18 protein-coding genes are annotated in these 22,921 nt (G+C 72.0%); 9 read left to right on the top strand and 9 right to left on the bottom strand.

What is annotated here, in order from left to right; all coding sequences use genetic code 11:
• Positions 1-21: 21 nt before the first annotated feature.
• On the bottom strand, positions 22-579 hold the full coding sequence (locus tag OHA30_RS00795) for a GNAT family N-acetyltransferase (RefSeq protein WP_328911809.1): 558 nt from the start codon (positions 577-579) through the stop codon (positions 22-24).
• Positions 580-1,155: 576 nt separating this feature from the next.
• Here OHA30_RS00795 and glgC point away from each other — a divergent pair.
• Positions 1,156-2,373 carry a glucose-1-phosphate adenylyltransferase gene (glgC, locus tag OHA30_RS00790; protein WP_328911808.1) on the top strand — a complete coding sequence of 406 codons (1,218 nt, stop codon included), beginning with the start codon at positions 1,156-1,158 and terminating at the stop codon, positions 2,371-2,373.
• A 195-nt stretch (positions 2,374-2,568) separates the two neighbouring features.
• Entirely contained in the window at positions 2,569-2,892 is a 324-nt protein-coding gene (locus OHA30_RS00785; protein ID WP_328911807.1) for a plasmid stabilization protein, read from the top strand.
• A 52-nt stretch (positions 2,893-2,944) separates the two neighbouring features.
• Here the strand turns inward: OHA30_RS00785 and OHA30_RS00780 are convergent, their stop codons facing one another.
• The gene (locus tag OHA30_RS00780; RefSeq protein WP_328911806.1) at positions 2,945-3,781 is read right to left on the bottom strand and encodes an aldo/keto reductase; all 837 of its coding nucleotides are present in this window, start codon (positions 3,779-3,781) and stop codon (positions 2,945-2,947) included.
• A gap of 553 nt (positions 3,782-4,334) precedes the next feature.
• On the opposite strand from OHA30_RS00780, the gene OHA30_RS00775 reads away from it, so the two are divergent.
• The gene (locus tag OHA30_RS00775; protein ID WP_328911805.1) at positions 4,335-5,381 is read left to right on the top strand and encodes a LacI family DNA-binding transcriptional regulator; all 1,047 of its coding nucleotides are present in this window, start codon (positions 4,335-4,337) and stop codon (positions 5,379-5,381) included.
• A 94-nt stretch (positions 5,382-5,475) separates the two neighbouring features.
• On the opposite strand, the gene OHA30_RS00770 is transcribed toward OHA30_RS00775, so the two are convergent.
• On the bottom strand, positions 5,476-5,931 hold the full coding sequence (locus OHA30_RS00770) for a lamin tail domain-containing protein (protein WP_405785994.1): 456 nt from the start codon (positions 5,929-5,931) through the stop codon (positions 5,476-5,478).
• 241 nt (positions 5,932-6,172) lie between these two features.
• Here OHA30_RS00770 and OHA30_RS00765 point away from each other — a divergent pair, with 241 nt between their 5' ends.
• Positions 6,173-8,257 (top strand): SpoIIE family protein phosphatase, encoded by a 2,085-nt coding sequence (locus tag OHA30_RS00765; RefSeq protein WP_328911804.1) that lies wholly within the window; start codon positions 6,173-6,175, stop codon positions 8,255-8,257.
• A gap of 122 nt (positions 8,258-8,379) precedes the next feature.
• Here OHA30_RS00765 and OHA30_RS00760 read toward each other — a convergent pair whose 3' ends face one another.
• Positions 8,380-8,991, bottom strand: a complete 612-nt coding sequence (locus OHA30_RS00760) for a LysE/ArgO family amino acid transporter (protein WP_328911803.1) — start codon at positions 8,989-8,991, stop codon at positions 8,380-8,382.
• A gap of 94 nt (positions 8,992-9,085) precedes the next feature.
• On the opposite strand from OHA30_RS00760, the gene OHA30_RS00755 reads away from it, so the two are divergent.
• Positions 9,086-9,994, top strand: coding sequence for a LysR family transcriptional regulator ArgP (locus tag OHA30_RS00755; RefSeq protein WP_328911802.1), 909 nt, complete (start codon positions 9,086-9,088; stop codon positions 9,992-9,994).
• 84 nt (positions 9,995-10,078) lie between these two features.
• Here OHA30_RS00755 and OHA30_RS00750 read toward each other — a convergent pair whose 3' ends face one another.
• Both OHA30_RS00750 and OHA30_RS00745 read right to left on the bottom strand, forming a co-directional pair.
• Positions 10,079-13,006: a glycoside hydrolase family 3 C-terminal domain-containing protein gene (locus tag OHA30_RS00750; protein WP_328911801.1), complete on the bottom strand. Its 2,928-nt coding sequence runs from the start codon at positions 13,004-13,006 to the stop codon at positions 10,079-10,081.
• A 1,046-nt stretch (positions 13,007-14,052) separates the two neighbouring features.
• Entirely contained in the window at positions 14,053-14,319 is a 267-nt protein-coding gene (locus tag OHA30_RS00745; RefSeq protein WP_328911800.1) for a hypothetical protein, read from the bottom strand.
• 239 nt (positions 14,320-14,558) lie between these two features.
• Between OHA30_RS00745 and OHA30_RS00740 the strand changes: the two genes are divergently transcribed.
• The 3 genes from OHA30_RS00740 to OHA30_RS00730 all read left to right on the top strand — a co-directional run bounded on the left by OHA30_RS00740 (position 14,559) and on the right by OHA30_RS00730 (position 16,972).
• Complete coding sequence (locus tag OHA30_RS00740) at positions 14,559-15,779, top strand: IS110 family transposase (RefSeq protein ID WP_328911799.1); 1,221 nt, start codon at positions 14,559-14,561, stop codon at positions 15,777-15,779.
• A 131-nt stretch (positions 15,780-15,910) separates the two neighbouring features.
• Positions 15,911-16,033, top strand: a complete 123-nt coding sequence (gene ykgO, locus OHA30_RS00735; RefSeq protein WP_328911798.1) for a type B 50S ribosomal protein L36 — start codon at positions 15,911-15,913, stop codon at positions 16,031-16,033.
• A gap of 279 nt (positions 16,034-16,312) precedes the next feature.
• On the top strand, positions 16,313-16,972 hold the full coding sequence (locus tag OHA30_RS00730; protein WP_328911797.1) for a zinc ribbon domain-containing protein: 660 nt from the start codon (positions 16,313-16,315) through the stop codon (positions 16,970-16,972).
• A 451-nt stretch (positions 16,973-17,423) separates the two neighbouring features.
• Here the strand turns inward: OHA30_RS00730 and OHA30_RS00725 are convergent, their stop codons facing one another.
• The 3 genes from OHA30_RS00725 to OHA30_RS00715 all read right to left on the bottom strand — a co-directional run bounded on the left by OHA30_RS00725 (position 17,424) and on the right by OHA30_RS00715 (position 21,663).
• Complete coding sequence (locus OHA30_RS00725) at positions 17,424-18,095, bottom strand: TetR/AcrR family transcriptional regulator (RefSeq protein ID WP_328911796.1); 672 nt, start codon at positions 18,093-18,095, stop codon at positions 17,424-17,426.
• A 165-nt stretch (positions 18,096-18,260) separates the two neighbouring features.
• Positions 18,261-19,733, bottom strand: coding sequence for an MFS transporter (locus OHA30_RS00720; protein WP_328911795.1), 1,473 nt, complete (start codon positions 19,731-19,733; stop codon positions 18,261-18,263).
• A gap of 322 nt (positions 19,734-20,055) precedes the next feature.
• Positions 20,056-21,663 (bottom strand): extracellular catalytic domain type 1 short-chain-length polyhydroxyalkanoate depolymerase, encoded by a 1,608-nt coding sequence (locus tag OHA30_RS00715; protein WP_328911794.1) that lies wholly within the window; start codon positions 21,661-21,663, stop codon positions 20,056-20,058.
• A gap of 274 nt (positions 21,664-21,937) precedes the next feature.
• On the opposite strand from OHA30_RS00715, the gene OHA30_RS00710 reads away from it, so the two are divergent.
• The gene (locus OHA30_RS00710; protein WP_328911793.1) at positions 21,938-22,762 is read left to right on the top strand and encodes a 3-hydroxybutyrate dehydrogenase; all 825 of its coding nucleotides are present in this window, start codon (positions 21,938-21,940) and stop codon (positions 22,760-22,762) included.
• Positions 22,763-22,921: the final 159 nt, after the last annotated feature.

Below are 22,921 nucleotides of genomic sequence, written 5' to 3'. Positions count from 1 at the left end.
GTCGGGACAGGACATTGTGGGTCACCTCTTCTCTACCAGGTCATCGGGGACACAGTCCAGAAGGAGCTTGTCGACGCGTGTGCCGTGCCACAGACCGGCGCTGCGCAGTCGGCCGGCCGTGCGGAAGCCGGCCTTGAGATAGGCGTTCACCGCCGCGGTGTGGGGAGCCAGTACCTCCAGCCACACCGAGTCCAGCGACGCGATGGAGAACGCCCAGTCGAGGGTGAGTGCGGTGGCTTCGCTCGCGTAGCCCAGGCCACGGTGCTCGGGAGCGATCACCAGAGTGAATTCGGCGCTGTTGACGGACTGGTCGACGCTGAGGGAGGTGGTCCCGACCGGGACCGCGTCCTCCGCGGTGATCACTTCGAACAGCTGGTAGTGGGCCGAGGTGTGAATGCTGCGGAATCGCGCCTGGAACACTTCCCACGACACCGGCCAGCGGGCGCCGAAGCCGACGACCGTCGCCGGGTCGGTCTCCCACCGGTGGTAGTCCTGCATCATCTCTTCCCTCGCCAGTGCCAACGCCAACCGCTCCCCGGCTCGCAGCGGAACGGGTGCGGTGGAGTGCTGGTTGGTCATCACGCTCTGTCTCTCCTACGTGTGCCCGGTTCGGGAGGTTGCAGCCGTCAATAAAGAGTCAATCCGTCAGGGGTATCGGCAGGGCAGATCCGCCGTATTGGCACCCGAGCGCAGGGCATGTGCTTAGCCCGTGCGGGGAACCACCGCAACGATTCGGCCCATGGGAGGTCCGGTGACCGCCCCAGCAGGCCCGTGAACCGACTGACGTCCCATCAGTCATGGCCCGGATAGGGGCGCCGACGGGCGGAGCGGGGGATCACCCCGCGAAGATTGTGGCCGGAAACCGCGCAACCGCGGAACGTCCGGCTGCGTCACCGCCGCGCGAGGGGCGCGATCGAGCCGCGCACAGGAGGACGCGGAACGCGGCGCCGCCGCCCGGGAGCGCGCCGGACGCGGGCCGGAACCTGCCGTTCACCTCCCGTCCTCCTTCTGTTCCCCTTCCGCCCTGGGACGAATCGGCACCTGCCCATGGAATATCCGGGCCCCCAACGGGGGAAGGCAAGGAGCACAGCTGTCGACGGACAGGACGGCGTGGCTCCTTCGCAGACACGCGGACACGACCCAAGGGGAGCCTGGATGAGCGGTGGGCCTTCGGTACTGGGCATAGTGCTGGCCGGCGGCGCGGGAAAGCGGCTGATGCCGCTCACCGCGGACCGGGCCAAGCCGGCGGTGATCTTCGGCGGCACCTACCGGCTGGTGGACTTCGTGCTGTCCAGCCTGGTGAACGGCGGAATCCTGCGGATCTGCGTCCTCACGCAGTACAAGTCGCACTCGCTGGACCGGCATGTGACCACCACCTGGCGGATGTCGAGTCTGCTGGGCAACTACGTCACGCCCGTCCCGGCGCAGCAGCGGCTCGGCCCGCACTGGTATCTGGGCAGCGCCGACGCGATCCTGCAGTCGCTCAATCTCGTGCACGACGAACAGCCCGACTACATCGCGGTGTTCGGCGCCGACCACGTCTACCGGATGGATCCGCGGCAGATGCTCGCCCAGCACGTCGAGCACGGCGCGGGCGTCACGGTGGCGGGCATCAAGGTGCCGAAGGCCGAGGCGGGCTCGTTCGGCGTGATCACCCCGGCCGCCGACGGGTTCCGGGTGGAGCGCTTCCTGGAGAAGCCGTCCGACCCGCCGGGACTGCCCGGCGACCCGGACCGGGTCTTCGCCTCCATGGGCAACTACCTGTTCACGACCAAGACCCTGCTGGACGCGCTGCACGAGGACGCCGAGGACCCCCGGTCCGTGCACGACATGGGCGGCAGCATCCTGCCCCGGCTCACCGAGCAGGGCGTCGCCCAGGTCTACGACTTCGACCGCAACCACGTGCCCGGCGAGACCGCCCGCGACCACGGCTACTGGCGGGACGTCGGCACCCTGGACGCGTACTACGACGCGCACATGGACCTGATCTCCGACCGGCCCGCCTTCAGCCTCTACAACCGCCGCTGGCCGATCTACACCCACCCCGGACAGCTGCCGCCCGCCAAGATCGCGGCGGGCGGCATCGTGGGGGAGTCGGTGATCAGCCCGGGGTGCGTGATCCGCGGCCAGGTCACGCGTTCGGTGCTGTCGCCGGGCGTGATCGTGGACGCGGGCGCGGTCGTCCAGGGCTCGGTGCTGCACGACAACGTACGGGTCGGGCGGGGCGCGATCGTGCGCGGCGCCGTCCTGGACAAGAACGTGGACGTGCCCCCGGGCGCCACGATCGGCGTCAACCCGGACCGCGACCGCGAGCTGTACACCGTGTCCGCGGCCGGTGTGATCGCGCTCGGCAAGGGGCAGCACGTGCTGTGACGGTACGGGCGCGGCCGCCCCCGCGCGCCGGTACGTCCCGGGCCGTACCCGAACGGACCAGGAGCGGTGGCCGGGGGCGGTCACCCGGTGCCCACACTGGGACCGCGTGCGTACGCGGGCGGGGCCCGGGCAGGCGCACGCACAGGACGTACGGCCCGCGCGGGTCCGCGGGCCCGCCGACGAGAGGTGAGCGCCATGCCCCGAGGATCGAACGCCAAGCGGGAGCGGCAGTACGAGCACATCAAGGACAGCGCCCGCGACCGGGGCGAGTCCGAGAAGCGCGCGGAGGAGATCGCCTCGCGCACGGTCAACAAGGAGCGGGCCAGGTCCGGCGAGTCGCGTACCGCGAGCCGCACCTCGACGCAGGACATCTCCTCCGGTCGGCGCGGCGGGCAGCGCTCGCACTCAGGCGCCGAGGGCCCCACCAGGGACCAGCTCTACAACGAGGCCCGGCAGCGCGGCATCAAGGGCCGCTCGCAGATGAGCAAGGACGAACTGAGCAAGGCGCTCGGCCGCTGAGCACCGCCGTCGCGGCGGCCGGTCCCACCCGGGGCCGGCCGCCCACGGGGTCTCAGGGCACGTAGTTGAAGGTGTCCGGGTCCGGCCCGGTGCGCTCACCGCGGTCGAGGCCGGTGATCTCGGCCATGTCCGCCTCGGTCAGCTCGAAGTCGAAGACCCGGAAGTTCTCCTCGACCCGGGAGCGGGTGACCGACTTGGGGAAGACGATGTCACCGCGCTGGAGGTGCCAGCGCAGCGTCACCTGCGCCGCCGTCCGGCCCAGCCGCTCCGCGATGGCGGTGATCTCCGGCTCGTGGACGACCTTGCCCTTGGCCAGCGGTGCCCATGCCTCGACGGCGATCCCGTGGTCGGCGCAGAAGGCCCGCAGATCGTCCTGGACCAGATAGGGGTGGATCTCGATCTGGTTGACCGCGGGAATCACCTCGGTCTTCTGGAGCAGCCGGGACAGGTGCGCCTGCTGGAAGTTGGACACCCCGATCGCCTTGGCCCGGCCCGAGTGGTAGACCTCCTCCAGCGCCTTCCAGGTCTCCGTGAAGTCGCCGACCGCCGGCAGCGGCCAGTGGATGAGGAAGAGGTCCACATGGGCCATGCCCAGCTCGTCCAGTGTGCGGTCGAAGGCGGTGAGCGCGTCGTCGTGCGCGTGGTAGCCGTTGTTCAGCTTGCTGGTGACGAAGACGTCCTCCCTCGGCGCGCCGAAGTCGCGGACGGCCTGCCCGACCTCCTTCTCGTTGCCGTACATCTCCGCGGTGTCGATGTGCCGGTAGCCGGTCTCCAGCGCGGTGAGCACCGCCTGCCGGGTGTCCTTGGGCTCGATCTGGAACGTCCCGAAGCCGAACTGCGGGATCGTGGAGCCGTTGTTGAGCGTGAGGGTGGGCACTGCTGAGGTCATGGGGGCGACTTCCTTCTGCGGTCGGGTGCGGTCCGCCGCGGGGCGGCGGGTTCGGTGCGGATCACCGGCCGCCGGCGGCCGGCCGGCTGCCGGTCCGCCGACGGGCGGCGGGCCGGTGCGTTGGCCGGTACGGGCCGCCGGTGGGCGGCAGGGGCCGTGCCCGTCGGCGCAGGCCGTGCGGGCCGTACCGACGGGCCGCACGGGCTGTGCGCCGACGTTCGCCCGGCGGTCGGCCGGGCCCTCCGGCCGGCCGCCGGGTACTTCGCTCTCATACCCCGGTGACCTGCGGCGACACCGGCCGTACGCGGTACGGACCACCTCCACCGTAGCGGCGGCGGCCCCGCGCGGCCTGTCGGCACCTGCCCGCTGTCCGCCCGCCCACGCCCTCTTATCGCTCATGTCTTCGATCAATCTCGGAGAGCGCTCTCATAAAACGATGTAACCCGTTACGCTGTGGCTGGTCCGCAGCTCACGCCCCTCGGCCACCGCACGGACGTCCCCGCGAACCTGCGCCCGTCCGCAGCTCCGCCCTCCGCGCCCGAAGGAGCACCCGTTGTCCGACCCGCGACCCGCGCCCCGTCCCACGCTGGAGGCCGTCGCCGCCAGGGCCGGGGTGTCGAGAGCGACGGCCTCCCGGGTGGTCAACGGCGGAGCGGGCGTAAGGGGACCCCTGGTCGAACGGGTGCGGCAGGCCGTCGACGAGCTGGGCTACGTGCCCAACCAGGCCGCCCGCACCCTGGTCACCCGCCGCAACGACGCCATAGCCGTGGTCGTCGCCGAGCCGGAGACCCGCTTCTTCACCGACCCGTTCTTCGCCCGCCAGGTGCGCGGCATCAGCAAGGAACTCACCGCGCACGACAACCAGTTGGTGCTGCTGCTGACCGACGCGGTGGCCGACTACGAGCGGGTCGGCCGCTATCTGTCCGGCGGCCATGTCGACGGCGCCCTGATCTTCTCGCTGCACACCGACGACTCGCTGACCGTGCTCGCCAAGGAGGCCGGGGTACCGATCGTCATCGGCGGCCGTCCGACCTGGCGCGAGCAGACCCTCGGCCGCCGCACGCTCTACGTCGACTGCGACAACCGGGGCGGGGCGCGCGACGCCGTACGCCATCTGCTGGCCCGCGGCCGCCGGCGGATCGCCCACATCACCGGGCCGCTGGACCAGCCCGCCTCCGTCGACCGGCTCGACGGCTTCCGCGACGTGCTCCCCGACACCGACCCCGGTCTGATCGCCGAGGGCGACTTCACCCCGGACGGCGGCGCCCGGGCGATGACCGAGCTGCTGGAACGCTCTCCCGACCTCGACGGGGTGTTCGCCGCCTCCGACGTGATGGCCTCGGGGGCGCTGCGGGTGCTGCGCGTGCGCGGGCGCCGGGTGCCGGACGACGTGGCGGTGGTCGGCTTCGACGACATGGTGTCCGTCGCGGAGTGGACCGACCCGCCGCTGACCACGGTCCGGCAGGACATCGAGGAGATGGGCCGGCTGATGGCCCGCCTGCTGCTGCGCACCCTGGAGCCGCCGGCCGACGCGCTGGGCGTGCCCGCGCTGTCCTCGATCGTCACCCCGACCCGGCTGGTCGTCCGCGCCTCCGCGTAACGGCCCATGACCCCGTCCGCGCGGTGGTGAGAGCGCTCTCCGGCGTTGTCGGTTTCTTGAAGCGGCGGCCGCTGCCGGCCGCCGCCTCACCCGGTCAGCAGTTCTTGTAGTCGTACCTCGTCGAGTTGTAGCCGCACTTGTCCTGCACGGCGCCCGAGGCGCGGCGCAGCGTCGCGGTGTCCTTGTCGTTGTTCCAGACGTACGCGGCGCGCTGCTGGTAGAGGTTCGTGGCGGTGTTGCGGCCCTTGCCGGTCCTCACCTTCACGGACTTGTGCGCCTTCAGCGTGAAAGTGCCGAAGGTGTACTTGTGCCGCGAGGCGTCGGTGAGCGTCCAGCCCTTGAGGCTCGCCGCCTTGGAGGTGCTGTTGGTGATCTGGACCCACTCGCCGTTCAGGCTCGTGTTGCTGCGGTTGTCGCTGCCGGGGGAGTTGTACCAGATCTTGGCCAGGTGCACAGAACCGGCGGCCTGGGCCTGGCCCGGCACGACGAGCAGGGCGGTGCCGGTGAGGGCCGCGGTGAGCAGAACGGTTCTGGCGGTGGATATGCGCACGTACGTGACCTGTCCGAAGGGGGCGCCGCGGGCTGCGGCAGCCGTGAGCCGGTCACGTTACGGAAGGCTGTGGGGTTGGCGGGTCCCTGTTACGGTCTCGTGACCGGCTGTCGTTCTCTGGTGTCGACGCATGTCGGCCGAAATACGCAGACCGGCCACGCTATTCGTTCGTCTGTACGAATATCGGCTCGGTGGCCCCACTCGGCGCGCCCGGCGCGCCCGGTCGCGCGATGATCGGAGGATGAGGAGGAGCGGCAGCGACGCGGACGTGCCCGAGCTCGAACCCGAGGTGTTCGACCGCGCCATCGTGCCCGTCCTCCTCACCGCGGGCGACGACCACCGGCTCGTCTACTACAACGACGCCTTCCACGGCATGTTCGGCCCCCGCGAGATGGGCGCCACGGCCGCCGAGGTCTTCTCCGAGCCCAACGCGGCCCGCTTCGTCGTCATGCTCGACGAGGTGTACCGCAGCCGCACCGCCCGCCAGGTCACCTCGCCGCGCACCACCGAGGGCACCTCGCCCGGCGCCCCCGGCCGCCGGCACTTCGTCTACAGCTGCTCGCCCGTGGTCTCCCGGCACGGCTCCGGGGTGCTGGCCCTCGCCGTCGACCTCACCGCCTCCGTCGGGGCCGCCGAGGAGGCCGAGCGGCTGTCGGAACAGCGCCACCAGGCGCTCCAGCGGTACGAGGCGCTGATGTCGGCGGTCACCCAGATCGTCTGGCTGATGAAGCCCAACGGCGACATCACCGAACTGGTCGGCGGCTTCGAGGAGTTCACCGGAACCCCGTGGCGGCCGATGGTCGACAGGGAGTGGCTGTCGGCGGTCCACCCGCACGACCGCAACCGGCTGGTGCAGACCTGGCGGGACGCCGCCGACGGCACCCCCTCGATGTTCGTGGGCACCTTCCGGCTGCGCACCGCGACCGGCGAGTACCGCCATGTCCAGTCGCGGGCGGTACCGGTGGTGCGCGGCGGCGTCACGGTGGAGTGGATCGGCGCGACCGCCGACATCGAGGACCAGTGGCGCAACCGGCTGCGCGAACGCCTGCTGGCCCGGGTCGCCACCGTCACCGCGGCCAATGACGTACCCGACGCCTTCGCCGCGGTCGCCGCCGCCGTCGTACCCGAACTGACCGACGCCTGCGCGGTGTTCCTGCTGCCCTCACCCGGTGTCACCGAGGAGGAGGACAGCCCGTACAGCGCGGCGCGGGTGGCCGCCACCGCCCGCAGCGGACTGCCCCCGCTGCCGCCGGTCGCCAACCTCTCCTACCCCGTCGGCCCGGTCGCCCAGCAGGTCATCGAGAGCCGGCGGCCCAAGCTGCTGGTCTTCCCCGCCGGGCAGCCGCCCCAAGGCGTCGTGCCCGATGTCTCGACCGCCTGGCTCGCCGACGCCCGGGCCACCAGCCTCACCGTGGTGCCGATCGTCATCGACTCCGCCGTTGTCGCCTACGCCTGCGCGGCCGGCTGCGCCGACAGCCCGCCGCCCGGCTCGGCCGACCTCGCCCTGCTCGGCGAGATCCTGCACGAGGTGCGCGATCCGCTGCGGCAGGCCATGGAGCTCCAGCGCACCCGCCACACCGCCCTCACCCTCCAGCGGGCCCTGCTCACCCCCACCCCCGAGGTGCCCGGCGCGGAGCTGGCCGCGCACTACCAGCCGGCCAGCAGGACCGCCGAGATCGGCGGCGACTGGTACGACGCGCTGCTGCTGCCCGACGGCTCGGTCACCCTCACCATCGGCGACATCGCCGGGCACGACCTGGAGGCCGCCACCTCGATGAGCCAGCTGCGCAGCATGCTGCGGGTGATCGCCTACGACCAGTCCCGCTCGCAGACCCCCGCCGACAGCCTCTCCCAACTGGACCGGGTGGTCGCCGGGCTGGACATCGCGCCGCTGGTCACCGTCGTACAGGCCCGGCTCCGGCCGAAGCCCGGCGGCGCCTGGCACGCCGCCTGGTCCAACGCGGGCCACCCGCCCCCGCTGCTGCTGCCCGCCGACGGACCGCCCCGCTTCCTCCAGGGCGCGGGCCCCGACCTTCCGCTGTGCGTGGCGCCCACGCTGCCGCGCACCACCTGGCACTACGACCTCAAGACCGGTGACACCCTGCTGCTGTACACCGACGGCCTGATCGAGGTGCCGGGCGAGGACCTGGCCGAGGGCATGGACCATCTGGCCCAGGGCGCCGACCAGGCCCGCCGGGAGGGCGCGTCGCTGACCGAGCTGTGCGCCATGCTGCTGGCCTCGGTCGGCAGCCGGCGCGACGACGCGGCCGTGATCGGCTTCCGCCCGGTGCGGCGCGACGAGGTGTGGTCGAGCGACTGGCGCTGAGCGCTGCGCTGTGCCGGTGGACCGTGTGTCGGCGAGGCGCCGCGCTCGTCGGCAGGGCGCCGAGGCGCAATCAGTCGAATTCGGTGACGGCCTCATAGGCCGTTTTCAATGACGTCCAACGGTCAGAGGCGGGTCGTCATCAGCACGCCCAGGGTGGTCATCGTGCAGGCGATCAGCACGTCCAGGGCCCGCCAGGAGCCCGGCCTGGCGAAGGGGCGACACAGCAGCCGCGCGCCGAAGCCGAGGCCGCTGAACCACAGGACGCTCCCGGTCGCCGCGCCCACGCCGAACGGCCAGCGGGCACCGCCGTACCCGTTCGCGACCGAGCCGAGCAGCAGCACCGTGTCCAGGTACACATGCGGGTTGAGCCAGGTCAGCGCCAGACAGGTGAGCACCGCGGCCCGCAGCGACGTGCTCACCGAGCCGTCGCCGCTCAGCCGCTCGGGCCGCAGCGCGCGCCGGGCGGCCAGCAGGCCGTAACCGACCAGGAACGCGCCACCGATCCAGCCGGTCACGGTCACCGCGGACGGCCACCGCTTCGCCACCGTGCCGATACCGCTGATCCCGACCGCGATCAGCGCCATGTCCGAGACCGCGCAGATCCCCACCACCGCGGCGACGTGCTCACGTCGGATGCCCTGCCGAAGGACGAAGGCGTTCTGCGCCCCGATGGCCACGATGAGCGACAGACCCGTCCCGAGCCCCGCCAGTGCCGCGATGAAAGCCCCATGCATGATCCGAGGCTAGAAGCACCGCCGCCCATCAGACCAGCTAATGTTTCTCAGCCCGGATAAGCAGAGCTAACGCGACCGGCGGAGGCCGCCCACGATGACCGATCTTCCCCTGGACCAGGTGCGCACCCTGCTGGCCGCGGTCGACGAGGGCACCTTCGAGGCCGCCGCCGAGGCCCTGAGCGTGACACCCTCCGCGGTCAGCCAGCGGATCAAGGCCCTGGAACAGCGCACCGGCCGCGTACTGCTGCTGCGCTCCAAGCCCGTACGGCTCACCCCGTCCGGAGAGGTCGTCGTACGGTTCGGACGGCAACTGGCCCGGCTGGAACAGGACGCGGGCGCCGAACTCGGGCTGACGGACGCCGCCGGGCCCACCGCGCTGCCCATCGCCGTGAACGCGGACTCCCTGGCGACCTGGTTCCTGCCCGCGCTCGCCGAGGTCGCGAGCCGCCTCCCCGTCACCTTCGACCTGCACCGCGACGACCAGGACCACACCGCCCAACTGCTCCGCCAGGGCCTGGTGATGGCCGCCGTGACCTCCTCGCCCGAGCCGGTGCAGGGCTGCTCGGTACGGGCGCTGGGCCGGATGCGCTACCGGGCGATGGCCGCGCCCGGCTTCGTGGCCGCCCGGCTGTCGGACGTCCCCCTGCGGCAGGCGCTCGCCGGTGTGCCCGTGGTGGTCTTCGACCGCAAGGACGACCTCCAGGACCGCTTTCTGCGCGGGCTCGCGCCTCGGCGTACTCCCGGGCGCGCCCGGCACTACGTACCCTCCTCGGAGGCGTTCGTCGAGGCGGTGGCCGCCGGGCTCGGCTGGGGGATGATCCCCGACACGCAGGCACGGGCGCACCTGGCCGCGGGCACCCTGGTGGACCTGGTCGCGGGCGGCGGATTCGTGGACGTACCGCTGCACTGGCAGCAGTGGAAGCTCGACTCGCCCGCCCTGGCCGCGGTCGCCGACGCGGTGGCACGCACAGCGGCCCGGGCCCTCGGGGACCCGGACCGCTGAACCCGGTCGTGCCACCGCACCGGCGCCGGTGGCCGCCACGGACGGCCCGGCTGGGGAATGGCGCCTCAGCCGGGCCGCACGGCCTCAGCCGTAGGCGTTGAACTCCGCGATCGACCACCAGGAACTCGAACTGCCGGTCTGCGTCACCCGGATGTAGCGGGCCGACTGGGCGGTGAAGGGCACGGTGACCAGCGCCGAGGTGCCGGTACCCGTCGCCACCGGGGCCGACCACGTGGTGCCGTTCGAGGAGAGCGCGACGGTGTACCCCTGGGCGTAGTCGTTGGTGCTGCCCGCCGAGTCCATGGTGATCTTGTCGATCGTGTGCGCCGCGCCCATGTCGACGGTGACGGTCTGGCCGTTCACCATCGGGGTGCCGGTGCTCCAGCGGGTGCCGGAGTCGCCGTCCAGCATGCGGGCCGGTACGTCACCGCCGCCGGTCGCGGACGCGCTCGCCGTCCACCCCGTGCGGGGCAGCACGGAGTCACCGGTGGGAGGCGTGGTGCCGCCGCCCGAGCCGATGGTGGTCTGGCCGGTGAGCTTGATGTCGCGGGAGGACGCGCCGACGTAGATGGTGTTGGTGCCGGCGGCGTTGGTCCAGCCGTTGTTCCAGAACTGGAAGCTGCGCGCGTCCAGGGTGACGGTCACGTGCTGGGTCTGTCCGGCGTCGAGGCTGACGCGCTGGAAGCCGCGCAGACTCTTGGGCGGTTCACCGGTGGAGGTGGGCTGGCCGACGTAGACCTGCGGGACCTCGGCGCCGGCCCTGCTGCCGGTGTTCTTCACGTCGAAGGCCACGGTGACCTTGCCCGAGCCGTCCGGTGCGGAGACGGTCAGTCCGGAGTAGGCGAAGGTCGTGTAGGACAGGCCGAATCCGAAGGGGTAGAGCGGGGTCTTGTTCTGCGAGTCGTACCAGCGGTAGCCGACGTTGAGGCCCTCGCTGTACTGCACGGTGTTGTTCTGACCTGGCCACTGGGCGGCGGTGTGGGCGGGGACGTCGTTGAGCGAGGCCGGGAAGGTGACGGGGAGCTTGCCGGAGAAGTTGACGTCGCCGTAGAGCAGGGCCGCGATGGCGTTGCCGTCCTCCTGGCCGGGATACCAGTTCTCCACGATGCCCCGCACCGAGTTGGCCCACGGCATCGTCACCGCGGAACCGCTGTTGACCACCACGACCGTGTTGGGGTTGGCCGCGGCCACATCGGTGACCAGCTGGTTCTGCGCGGCCGACAGGTCGATGTTCGACAGGTCGCCGCCCTCGGACTCGAAGTTGCTGACGAAGACGATCGCCGTGTCGGCGTTGCGGGCCGCCGTGACGGCCTGGTCGTGCAGCGACTGGCCGGGGATCTGCCAGCCCAGGCTGACATTGCTGCCGCCGCCGGCCTGGTAGTAGTCCACCTCGATGCTCACCGGCTGATTGGCCGTCAGGGTGATCGTGCCGGTCCGGGTGGTCGGGCCCTGGTCGTACCAGTTGTTGATGACCTGCTGGCCGTTGACGTAGAGACGGCTGCCGTCGTCGCTGTTGAGCGAGAAGGTGTAGCTGCCCGAGGTCGGCGGGGTGAGCGTACCGGTCCACTTCACCGACCAGTTGGTGGCGTTGACGCCCGGCGCGGGGGACTGGCCGCCGTACACCGAGTCGATCACCGGGTCGACCCGGCTGGCGACGACCGCTCCGGACAGGTCGGTGCTGTTGTGGTACTGCCCGTACAGCCCGTTGCCGCTGCCCGAGGACGGCTTGAGGTACGAGCTGCCCACCGGCGAGAGCTGGCCGCTGGAGGAGCCGACGCCCTGCGCGTACGTCACCGTGGCGCCGCTGCCCGCGCGGGAGGCGATGCCCTGGTACGGCGTGATCAGGTGCGCGGGATTGACGCCCGCGCTGCCGCCGCCCTGGGTCATCGCGTCCGTGCCCGCGTCGTCGCCGATCACGGCGAGCGAGTGGGTCGCGGAGGTCACCGGCAGCACGGCGTTGGCGTTCTTGAGCAGGACGCTGCCCTCCTGCGCGACCTGCTGGGAGACGGCGGCGTGCGCGGCCGAGGTGACCGAGGCGTTCAGCGAACCGGTGTTGGGGTTGTCGAACAGCCCCTGGCGGAACATCGACACCAGGATGCGCCGGGTGTGGTCGTTGAGAGTGGCCTGCGAGACCTGGCCGTTGTTGACCGCGTTGGTCAGCGCCGTGCCGTAGTAGTCCTGGCCCGGCATCTCCATGTCCAGGCCGTTGTTGGCCGAGGCGACGGTGGAGTGGGTGGCTCCCCAGTCCGAGGTGATGAAGCCGGTGAAGCCGAGGTCGCCCTTGAGCAGGCTGTTCTGCTGCGGGCCGTTCTCGCAGGCGAACGGCCCGTTGATCTCGGAGTACGAGCACATCACCGAGGCGACCTGCCCCTGGTCGATCGCGGCCTGGAACGCGGGGGTGTAGATCTCCCGGATCGCCCGGTCCGAGACGACCGCGTTGTCCGCGCCGGAGTTGCGGTTGGTCTCCTGGTTGTACACGTCGAAGTGCTTGACCTGGGCCATCGGGCCCTGGCTCTGGATGCCCTGGATGTCGGCGGCGCCCAACTGACCCGCGAGGTACGGGTCCTCGCCGAGCGATTCGAAGGCGCGGCCCCAGCGGGGGTCCCGCACGATGTTGATGGTGGGGGCCAGGACGACGTTGGTGCCCTTGCCCCACTGCTCGGAGCCGAGCACCTGGCCGTAGCTCTTCATCAGCGCGGTGTCCCAGGTGGCGGCGCCGGCCACCGGGGCGGCCATCTGCGTGACGTTCGACAGACCGTCGCCGGCGCCGACCGGGCCGTCCTGGAGGTGCAGGGCCGGGATGCCGAGGCGGGAGTTGCCGTCCACGCAGCCGACGTAGCCGCAGGAGGCTCCGCCGTGCAGCATGGTCAGCTTCTCGGCCTGGGTCATGGCGGCGAGCAGTTCGTCGGCGCGCTGGTCGGGGGTCTGCGCGGCGTTCGCCCACGGCTGGGCGGCGGCGGGCTGGGCGGCCTGCGCGGCGGCGGCCCGGGCGGCGGCCGGTGGGGCGGCCATCGCGGGTGACTGGCTGGCGGAGAAAGCGCTTGCACCTGTGACGAGCATGAGGGCTGCCGCGTAGGGCAGCGCTTTTCGTTTCCACGGACGCATGGGGGGACTCCAGTCGGCGGATCGACGACAAGGCGGGCTGCGATGCGGCCTTGTTGAAGTGAGCGCAACAGGCCCCGGAGTGACGATGGACGGCCCGCGACGGTCTGTCAAGACTCGCAGAGAGCGCTCTCCCGCAGCGCTGCCAACGATTTCTGGACGCGCTCGTGGCTGCCTGCGGCACGTTTTGGGGTAGTCGGCGCGGGTCGCGGGAGTAACCGCTGTCATCGTGGCCAGCGCCGAAAGAAGCGGCGCTCCGCCCCGCGCGGGGCGGACACGGGGTGGCCGGAATCGGCGAGGCCGCGTCGCGTCGCTGACGCGACGGTGAGGCGGCCCGGCGCCGGCCGGTGGTGCGCCGCGAACACCCGGGCATGCCCGAGCCAGCGCGGGCCCCAGGCGCGGGACCGCTGAGCCTGAGCCCTGGAGCGGGCTGCGCGCGCTACGGCTGAGCCACGCGGAGGAGGCCGGGCCCGGCCCGGCCTCCCGCAGCGGTCAGCGGCGGGTCAGGCGTCGGCCGGCCGACCGCGGTCGGGGCGGCTTGCGCCGCGCGTGCCCCCGGGGGTGCCTGCGCGGGCGGGAGCGCGTGGTCGGGTCGGCCTGGCGGCCGGGCGCTGAAGCCGCGGAGGTCAGCGGCGGGTCGGGCGTCGGCCGGCTGCCCGCGATCGGGGCGGCTTGCGCCGCGCGGTGCCCCCGGGGGTGCCTGCGCGGTCGGGACCGCGTGCTCAGGTCGGCCTGGCGGCACCGGCGCTGAATCCGTAGAGGTCAGCGGCGGGTCAGGCGTCGGGCGGCCGACCGCGATCTGGGCGGCCCGCGCTGGCCCCGCGCCAGCCCGGCCCGCGTCGCGTCGCTGACGCGACGGTGAGGCGGCCCGGCGCCGGCCGGTGGCGCGCCCCCGGGGCGCCTGCGTGTCCCGCCGCGGGGGCGGGGCTTCGTGGGCGGGGGCGCGCTGCAAGCGGCTACGTGCCGTCGCCGTGGGGGCCGTCGTGGGACTCGCCCTCGCCGCCCGGGGAGGAGAAGTCCGGGCTGGAGAAGCCGGGGCTGGAGAAACCCCCGTCCTCCGCCTCGTAGTCCGGGCCCTCGAAGGGCGGGACCACGAAGTCCGGCGGCGTGTAGTCGTCGGGGCCGGAGAAATCGGGACTCGAGAAGTCGGGGCTGGAGAACCCGGGGCTGGAGAAGTCCGGCCCGTCCTCGTCCCGGTCGTGCCCCGGTCGCTCGTCGCTCATTAGAGGACCATCCCTTCTGCAGCCCTCTTCGGTAGGGTTGTGACCTCTCGGTCCCGGCGGGTGCATGGCCATCGTCGCGAGCCGTTCGACGGCCAGCGTGAGTTCTGCCAGCCCTGCCGGGCCGAGGCCGTCTGATCGGCTTCAGGGACACGCCCCGCAGAGGGCCGATTAATGAGCTCCCGGCAGACGACCTCACCACCGGGCAGGTGCTCCGTCAGCAGTACAGGAGTACGACGCACGTGTTCATCGGATGGGACTGGGCGAGCGAAACCCATGACGTGACGGTCATGGACGAGTCCGGCAAACGCATCGACCGGTGGGAACTGGCCCACACCGAGGAGGGCTTCGCCAAGACCCTGGCACGGCTGCGTCAGCACGGCGCCCCGCAGAATCTGCCGGTCGCGATCGAGACCACCCGCGGCCTGGCCGTCGACCGGCTGCTGGCCGCGGGCCACCCGATCGTGCCGGTGCACCCGAACGCCTTCCACGCCATGCGAGCGCGCTGGGGTGCTTCCAAGGCCAAGACCGACGCGGGCGACAGCATGAAACTCGCCGACTACCTGCGCACCGACGGCCACCTGCTGCCCCGCCTGGAACCCACCGAGCAGGCCACCCTCGACCTCCAGGCCCTCACCCGGACCCGTGCCGACCACATCGAGGCCAAGGTCGCCGCTGTCAACCAGCTCGCCGCGCTGCTGGACGAGCACTGGCCCGGCGGCAAGGCCGTCTTCGCCGAGCTGGACAGCGACATTGCCATCGCGTTCCTGGAGCGATACCCCACCCCGGCCGCAGCGGCCAACCTCACTGCCGGACGACTCGAAGCCTGGTGCAAGCGCCACCACTACTCCGGCCGCAAGCCCGGCACGGTGCTGATCGAACGGCTGCGTTCGGCCCCGAAGGCGGCCTCCCGCCTCAGCGAAGCCGTCGTCAGGCAGCTCGTGCGCGTCCAGGCCCAGCTCGTGCAGGGCATACGCATGACCATCCGTGCCCTGGACAAGGCCATCGCCGAGGCGGTCGAAACCCACCCCTACGCGCCGCTGTTCGCCACCATGCCGCGCATCGGCAAAGTCAACCTCGGCCAGATCATCGGCGAGATCGGCCCGATCCTCGAACGCGCCCAGACCTGCGAGCAGCTCATCGCCGAGGCCGGTGTCGTCCCCGTCACCCGTGCCTCGGGCAAGTCCCGCACGGTCGCCTTCCGCTTCGCGACCAACCGCAGAGCCCGCGTCGCACTCACGACCTTCGCCGACAACAGCCGGCATGGCAGCCAGTGGGCCGCCAAGATCTACACCGACGCCCGGAACCGCAAGAAGCGACACCCCCACGCCGTCCGCATCCTCGCCCGATCCTGGCTCCGGGTGATATGGGCCTGCTGGCGCACCGGCACCTGCTACGACCCCGCCACCCACCAAGCCAACTACAAGATCAACACGGCCACCGACACGCCCCTGGCGGCATAGAGGTTGACTCAGGAAACTCATGCCGTCTCCTCCGTACGCCGGTCGGCCGCCCGGAATGAACCCGGGCCCGCCACGGTTGTCGTGCGTGCGAGGAAAGACTACGAGCAGGTACGAGCAGAAAGGTGCCCCCTATGAAGGTCCGCAATTCGCTTCGCTCGCTCAAGAAGCTCCCGGGCGCCCAGGTCGTGCGCCGCCGCGGCAGGGTCTACGTGATCAACCGCAAGGACCCGCGCGCCAAGGCCCGCCAGGGCTGACCCCCGGGCCCCGGCGCGCACCCATCCCGGGCCCCGGCCCGCCTCCACCCCGGGCCCGGCGCCCCGCGCCCGCCCGGCCCCCACGCCCCACCCACCCCGTCCGTCCGGTTCCGCTCCGGACGGACGGCGCGCGCATGCCCCGGCGTATGCGAAAGTGTTCCCTGCCCACGAGCCTCGAAGGCTCGTGGAACCGGACGGACGTGCGGAACGTCCCCTACCGGTGGTGGTCTGGCGACGGGTCAGGGGGCCCGGCGGAACGGGCGCTCGGGGAGGCGTGCAATGAGTGCGGAGATCTACTTCAGCAACAACTACCGGGATCTGTGCGAGCGGCAGGGCACAGGTGCGGGATTCCAGTTCGAGTTCTCCTGCAACCGCTGTGCGGACACCTGGCGTTCGAAGTTCGAGGCGTACACCAGCGGGCGGATGGCGAGCTGGGTCGGCAAGGGCGCCAACGCGGCCTGGAGCGTGCTCGGACGCGCCACCAGCGGCGTGACCAGCGCGGCGGACGGCCTGGCGGGCGCGGGATACGGCAACGCGCGCGACGCCGCCTTCCAGCGCGCGATCACCAACGCGGAGGGCCACTTCAACCGCTGCCCGCGCTGTACGAACTATGTGTGCCAGCGCTGCTGGAACGCGGACCAGGGCATATGCCTGACCTGTGCCCCCGACACCGCCGCCGAAGCGCTCGCCGCCCAGCAGCGCGGTCTGAACGACATGGTCGCCGAGCGCGCGTACAGCGTCGGTCAGCAGGCGGGCGAGCAGTTCGACGTGAACACCCCCCGCCAGCTGGTCTGCCCGCAGTGCCGCACCGAGACCCACGGCACGGCCTTCTGTCCGGGCTGTGGCCATCAGCTCGCCCAGCAGGACACCTGCGGCTCCTGCCACGCGGACCTGCCCGCGGGTGCGGTCTTCTGCCCGGGGTGCGGCACCCGCCGCTGATCCCGCCCGGACGGGTGTCTCGTACCCGAGCCCGCGCGCTCACACGGCACCCGACTTCCGTCTGCCGAGGCACCGTACCGGCATGTGACGCCGGTACGGTGCCCTGCAGCCCCCTTCCCGCCACCGGGTCGCGCGCCGGGTGTTCGGCGTACGACGCCCGGTGACCGGGGTCTTCACGCGGTGCGGCGGCCGGAGGGCCGCTCGGGTCACCGCGCCTCGACGCGGCCCCTCGCCGTGAGCGGACCCGCGCGGCCGGGAGCACCGCCGACGGCGGCGGCGCGGGCCGGGCCGAGCGGGGTTCTCACTCGCACAGCGGGGGTCCTCTTCCGTGTCACGGGACGGCTCTGCGACCGGCCGTTGATCTTGCGCAGGGCCCACTATGCCCGCTGAACCGCATGGGGTCCAGACCAACTCTCGTGAAAGTTGGGGCTCCTGGGAATGTGGCGCTCCGTCAGGAACCCGTCGTACCGGCGGCGCCGCCCGTACCGCCCGTGCCGCGGCGCTTGTGGCCGTCGACCAGGTTGAGCTGTTCGCGGGTGACCGGCGGGTGTTCGCTGATCGGGCCCGGTGAGCGCATTCCGGCCAGGTGGATGTCCATGTGCCGCTGCCACGCCTCGGGCGCGACCTTGCCGCTGGTCTCCACCACCCCGCGCAGCCCCCAGGCGAGGGTCATGACGTCGCCGAGCGTGATGCCGGCCTTGATCCGGCCGGACTCCTGGGCCTGGACGAGCAGTTCGGCGGTCAGGTCCCGCAACTGCTCGACGCACGCGGCCTTGGACTGGCCCATCAGCTTGTCCGCGTAGCCGCGGTGCTCGCTGAGCACCCGGCCGACGACCCGCAGAAAGGCTTCAAGTCCCGTACCGCCGGGGAGGGTCAGCGCCCGGCGGGCCTCGATCACCAGCTCGGCCAGCATCTCGCCGGCGATCTCGTCGACCAGGGCCTCCTTGTTGGGGAAGCGCCGGTAGACCGTGCCGACCCCCACGCCCGCGCGCGACGCGATCAGCTCCATGCTCGCGTCGGTGCCGTACTCCGAGAGCACCTCGCGGGCGGCCTCCATCACCAGTTGGTGGTTGCGTACGGCGTCGCGCCGCAACGGCCGGTGCTGTGTGTCGCGCGCTGTCATCGTCACTCCCGGTCGGTGCGGCCGTTCGGCCCTCGTACGGTCGTCCGCGGGCGGTCGGCCCGTGCCCGGCCCGGCCGGGCGCGCGCCCGAAGGCGCGTCACCCGGAGGCCAGGCGGCGGCGGTTCGGGCGCCGGGCCGGGGCGAGGTGCCCGGCGCCCGGTGCGGTCACTCGGACTTGTCCCCGACGACCGTACCGCCCGCCACCACGGCGAGCTGCGCGTGCGCGGGCTCGTCGTCCGAGGCCGCGACCACGCTGGTGTGCCGGGTGGCCGGGATCAGGGCCGCGGCGAGCGCGGCGATGAGCAGCGCGCCGCCCAGCATCGCGAAGCCGTTGGTGTAGCCGGACTCGCGGGGCAGCCCGTCGGCGGCCGGGCTCGCGGTGACCACACTGGCCATCAGCGCGGCGCCGATCGAGCCGCCGATCGTACGGATATTGGCGTTCATACCGCTGGCCACGCCGGTCTGCTCCGGCGGCACCGCGCTCACGATGAGGGTCGACATGGCCGCGAAGGCCAGCCCGAAGCCGACGCCCATGACGGCGGTGGCCAGATACAGCTCCCAGGTCTGGGTGTGCGCGAAGGCCAGCAGCGCCGTGGAGGCGGTGCCGATCAGCGCGCCGAGCAGGACGACGGTCTTGCCGCCGACCCGGGCCGCGAAGCGGCTCGCGCCCATGCCCACCAGGAACATCGTGACGCTCATCGGCAGCAGGATCAGCCCGGAGCCGGTGATGCTCAGACCGAAGCCGTAGCCGGTGGACTTGGGCGTCTGGACGAACTCCGGCAGGAAGGCGAAGACCGCGTACATGCCGACACCGAAGAGCAGCGCCACCAGGTTGTTGGTCCACACCGCGGGACGGCGCATCATCGTCATGTCGATCAGCGGCGTCGCGGACCTGCGCTCGACCTCGACCCAGCCGACGGCCAGCACGGCCGCCGTCGCGATCAGGCCGATGACCTTGCCCGAGCCCCAGCCCCACACCGGGGCCTGGCTGAGCGCGACCAGCAGCGCCACCAGCCAGGCGGACAGCAGTACCGCGGGCAGCCAGCTGATCCGGCCCGGGGTGCGGACCGGCGAGTTGGGGATGAAGAAGTGGGCGGCCACGGCGGCGGCGATGGTGAGGATCATCGGCAGCCAGAAGAGCCAGTGGTAGTCCAGCGCGTTGACGATCGGGCCGGCCAGCACGATGCCCAGACCGCCGCCGACCGCGCTCAGCGAGGCGATCGCCCCGACGGCGCCGGACAGCTTCTCGCGCGGGAACTCGTCCCTGATGATGCCGAAGGCCAGCGGCAGCACGCCGCCGCCGATGCCCTGGATGACCCGGGCGATGATCATGACCTGGACGTTGGTGGCCAGCGCGGCCAGCAGCGAACCCGCGGCGAGGGCGCCGAGCGTCGCCACGAAGACGCGCTCCTTGCCGATCATGTCGCCGACGCGGCCCATGATCGGCGTGAATATGGACGCGGAGAGCAGATACGCCGTCAGCACCCAGGTGACGGTGTTCTGGTTGGTGTGCAGATCGGCCTGGATCGTCGGCAGTACGGGGGTGACCAGGGACTGGAGCAACGCGTAGGCGGACACGCTCGCCGCCAGCACCGCGAACGTGACCTGGTGGTGTGTGCGCCGGGTCTCGGACGCCATCGGACTCCTTCTCAACACTGATTCTCGAACGGCTGCTTCCCGGGGGAGTGTTCACCTGTCGGAAACGAACCGGAACGACCATTCCGTTACCGGTCAAGAATACGGCATCAGGAATGGCGATTCCGTTTCATTGGAGTGAGAGGTGGAGCACAAGGGACGCGACTGGAAGCTGAACCGGTTCGCAGGGGCGCCCGGCGGAACACCGCCCCCGGCGGAACCTGTCCGGCGCAGCCGCGAGCGCCGGGCCCCGTGTACGGGAGCCCGGCGCTCGGAGATGTCCGGTGTGGTCCGGTGTGGTCCGGTGTGGTCCGGTGTGGTCCGGTCAGCAGCCGCTGTCGGAGATCACGTAGTAGTTGGAGCCCGTCTCCTTGAGGGTGTGGGTGACGAACAGGTTCCACAGGCCCATGTTCTGGTTGGAGCCGTTGGCGTAGGTGTAACCGCCGCTCTGGTAGGCGCGGCCCGCCGTGACCTGGGCGTAGTTGCTGGCCGTGAAGCACTGCCCGCTGCCGCCGGTACCGCCGGTGCCTCCCGTGCCGCCCCCGGTACTGCCGCCGGTGCCGCCTCCCGTGCCGCCCCCGGTGCCGCTGCCGGCGGTGGTCGTGGCGGTCACCGCCGCGGAGGCGGGTCCCTCCTTGCCGGCGGAGTCGACGGCGGTGACGGTGTAGGTGTACGCGGTGCCCGCCGTCAGGCCGGTGTCGGTGTACGCGGCCGCGGTGGGGGAGCCGGTCTTGGCGCCGTTGCGGTAGACGTTGTAGGACGCGGCGCCACTGACGGCGGTCCAGCTCAGCGCCGCGGTGGTGTCGGTGGTGCCGGTGACCTTGAGCCCGGCGGGCGCGGGCAGCGTCACCGTACCCCCGCCGTCACCCGGGTGCGAGCCGTCCAGGCCCCAGAAGCGGGCGGTGTAGTAGCTGGAGCAGATCGTTTTGATGTAGTACGCGCCGGTCGCGCCGCACTGCTCGGTGGCCGAACCCGGGTCCACGGCGAGGCCGTGCGCCATGCCGGAGATCTGGTACAGCTCGACCGCCGGCTTGCCCGCGGAGTCGTTGTAGACGCTCAGCGTGGTGCCGCCGGGCAGCGACTGCGTGCTGGACGCGGTCTGGCCGATGCCCCACACATTCGTCCACTGGTCGCGCAGTTCGGTGGCGTTGACCGGGTAGACCGTGTAGTCCGAGGCACCCTGCCAGATCGCCACCCGCGGCCAGGGACCGCTGTAGCCGGGGTTGGACGCCCGGACCTTGTCACCCCACTGGGCGGGGGTCAGATTCATGCTGCCGTACTGGCACTGCGAGGCCGCGGCCTGGGTGGTGGCGCACTGCGCGGGCAGCCCGGAGTCCACCGATCCGCCCGCGAACACGTCCGGGTAGTCGGCGAGCAGATCCGCCGTCATGCCGCCGCCCGCCGAGAGCCCGGTGACGTACACCCGCCGGCTGTCGGCCCCGTACTGCGAGACCGCCTTGCTCACCATCGACACCACGGAGGCCGCCTCGCCCTTGCCGCGGGTGTCCTTGGACGAGTCGAACCAGCTGAAGCAGCTCAGCGAGTTGTTGGACGAGCCGGTCTGCGGCAGGACGAGCGCGAAGCCCCACAGGTCGGCGTACTTCTGCCAGCCGGAGTTGGCGAAGTAGTCGCTCGCGGTCTGCGTGCAGCCGTGCATGGCCACGACCACCGGGGCGCCGGCGGGCAGATTCGCCGGGGCGTACGCGTACATCGTGAGGTTGCCCGGGTTGGAGCCGAAGGACGTGACCTGGGTGAGGCCGGCCGCGGTCGCCGGGGTGGAGAAGGCGAGCGCGCCGAGACACGCGGCGACGAGGGTCAGGACGGACAGTACGGCCGTGTACGCGGCACGCAGCGGCCGGCGGGGGCGGGCGGCGGGAACCGGGGACCGGGGTGCGGGGGATTGGGGTGCGGGGGACAGGGACGAAGGGTGCATGGTGACTCCTGGGGGGATCCGTGTGGCGTTCGGACGGTAGAACCGCCGACGTGACCGCAGACACGTGACGGACCGCCACGTCCGCGCGCCGGAAGTGGCGGCCGCGGCCATTGCGGGCCCGGGCCCCGCGTGAAGCCCCCCCCGACGCCACCGGCCGCGCCCGGGTGCGACCGCCCCCACCGCCACGACATGGCTGCGGACGCCACCACCGGAGGGGGAAGTATGGTCACCGGCCACGTGTGCGCGCCCTCGCAACGTTCCTAGCGTGGCGGCCATGGAGAGCACTCACAGCCCCGGCCCCGGCACTCCCGCCGAGGCCCCGGCAGACGCCGCCCCGCCCGCCGCGCCCGGCACGCGTTTTCTGACCGGGCGGACCGCCCTGGTCACCGGCGCCGCCAGCGGCATCGGACGGGCCTGCGCCCTGGCCTTCGCGGAGGCCGGTGCCACCGTGTACGTGGTGGACCGGGCCGCGGCGGCCGCCGAGCGGGTGGCCGAGGAGGTCGGCGGCACCGCCCATGTCGCCGACCTGTCCGACCCCGCGGCCGTGGACGCGCTGCCCGACGACGCCGACATCGTCGTCAACAACGCGGGCCTGCAACACGTCGCCCCCCTGCACGAGTTCCCGCCGGAGCGGTTCGCCCTCATCCAGCGGGTGATGGTCGAGGCGCCCTTCCGCATCCTGCGCCGCACCCTGCCGCACATGTACGAGGGCGGCTGGGGCCGGGTGGTCAACATCTCCTCCGTGCACGGTCTGCGGGCCAGCCCCTACAAGTCCGCGTACGTCGTCGCCAAGCACGCGCTCGAAGGACTCAGCAAGGTCGTCGCCCTCGAAGGCGCCGAACACGGCGTGACCAGCAACTGCATCAACCCCGGCTATGTCCGCACCCCGCTGGTGGAGGACCAGATCGCCGCCCAGGCGCTCGCCCACGGCATCCCCGAGGAGGAGGTGGTCAGGCGGGTGATGCTGGAGCGGACCGCCATCAAGCGGCTGATCGAACCGGCCGAAGTGGCCGCCGCCGCCCTGTGGTTCTGCTCCTCGCACACCGGCTACATCACCGGCGCCTCCTTGCCCCTGGACGGCGGCTGGACCGCGCACTAGCCGCCAAAGATCCCGCGGCCCTCTCGCGCCCGGCCCGCGGGACCCGGGGCCGTACCCCGGAAACCCGCACCGCGACAGCGGACGCGGCCGGGGCGAGTCGGTAGAGTCGGCGGCCACGGAGGCCGCCGCCTCGCCCACCTGACCAGGCACGACCCCGAC

It is taken from the genome of Streptomyces sp. NBC_00223 (assembly GCF_036199905.1).
Lineage (GTDB): Bacteria > Actinomycetota > Actinomycetes > Streptomycetales > Streptomycetaceae > Actinacidiphila.
This window is presented reverse-complemented; position numbering and strand designations above follow the sequence as displayed.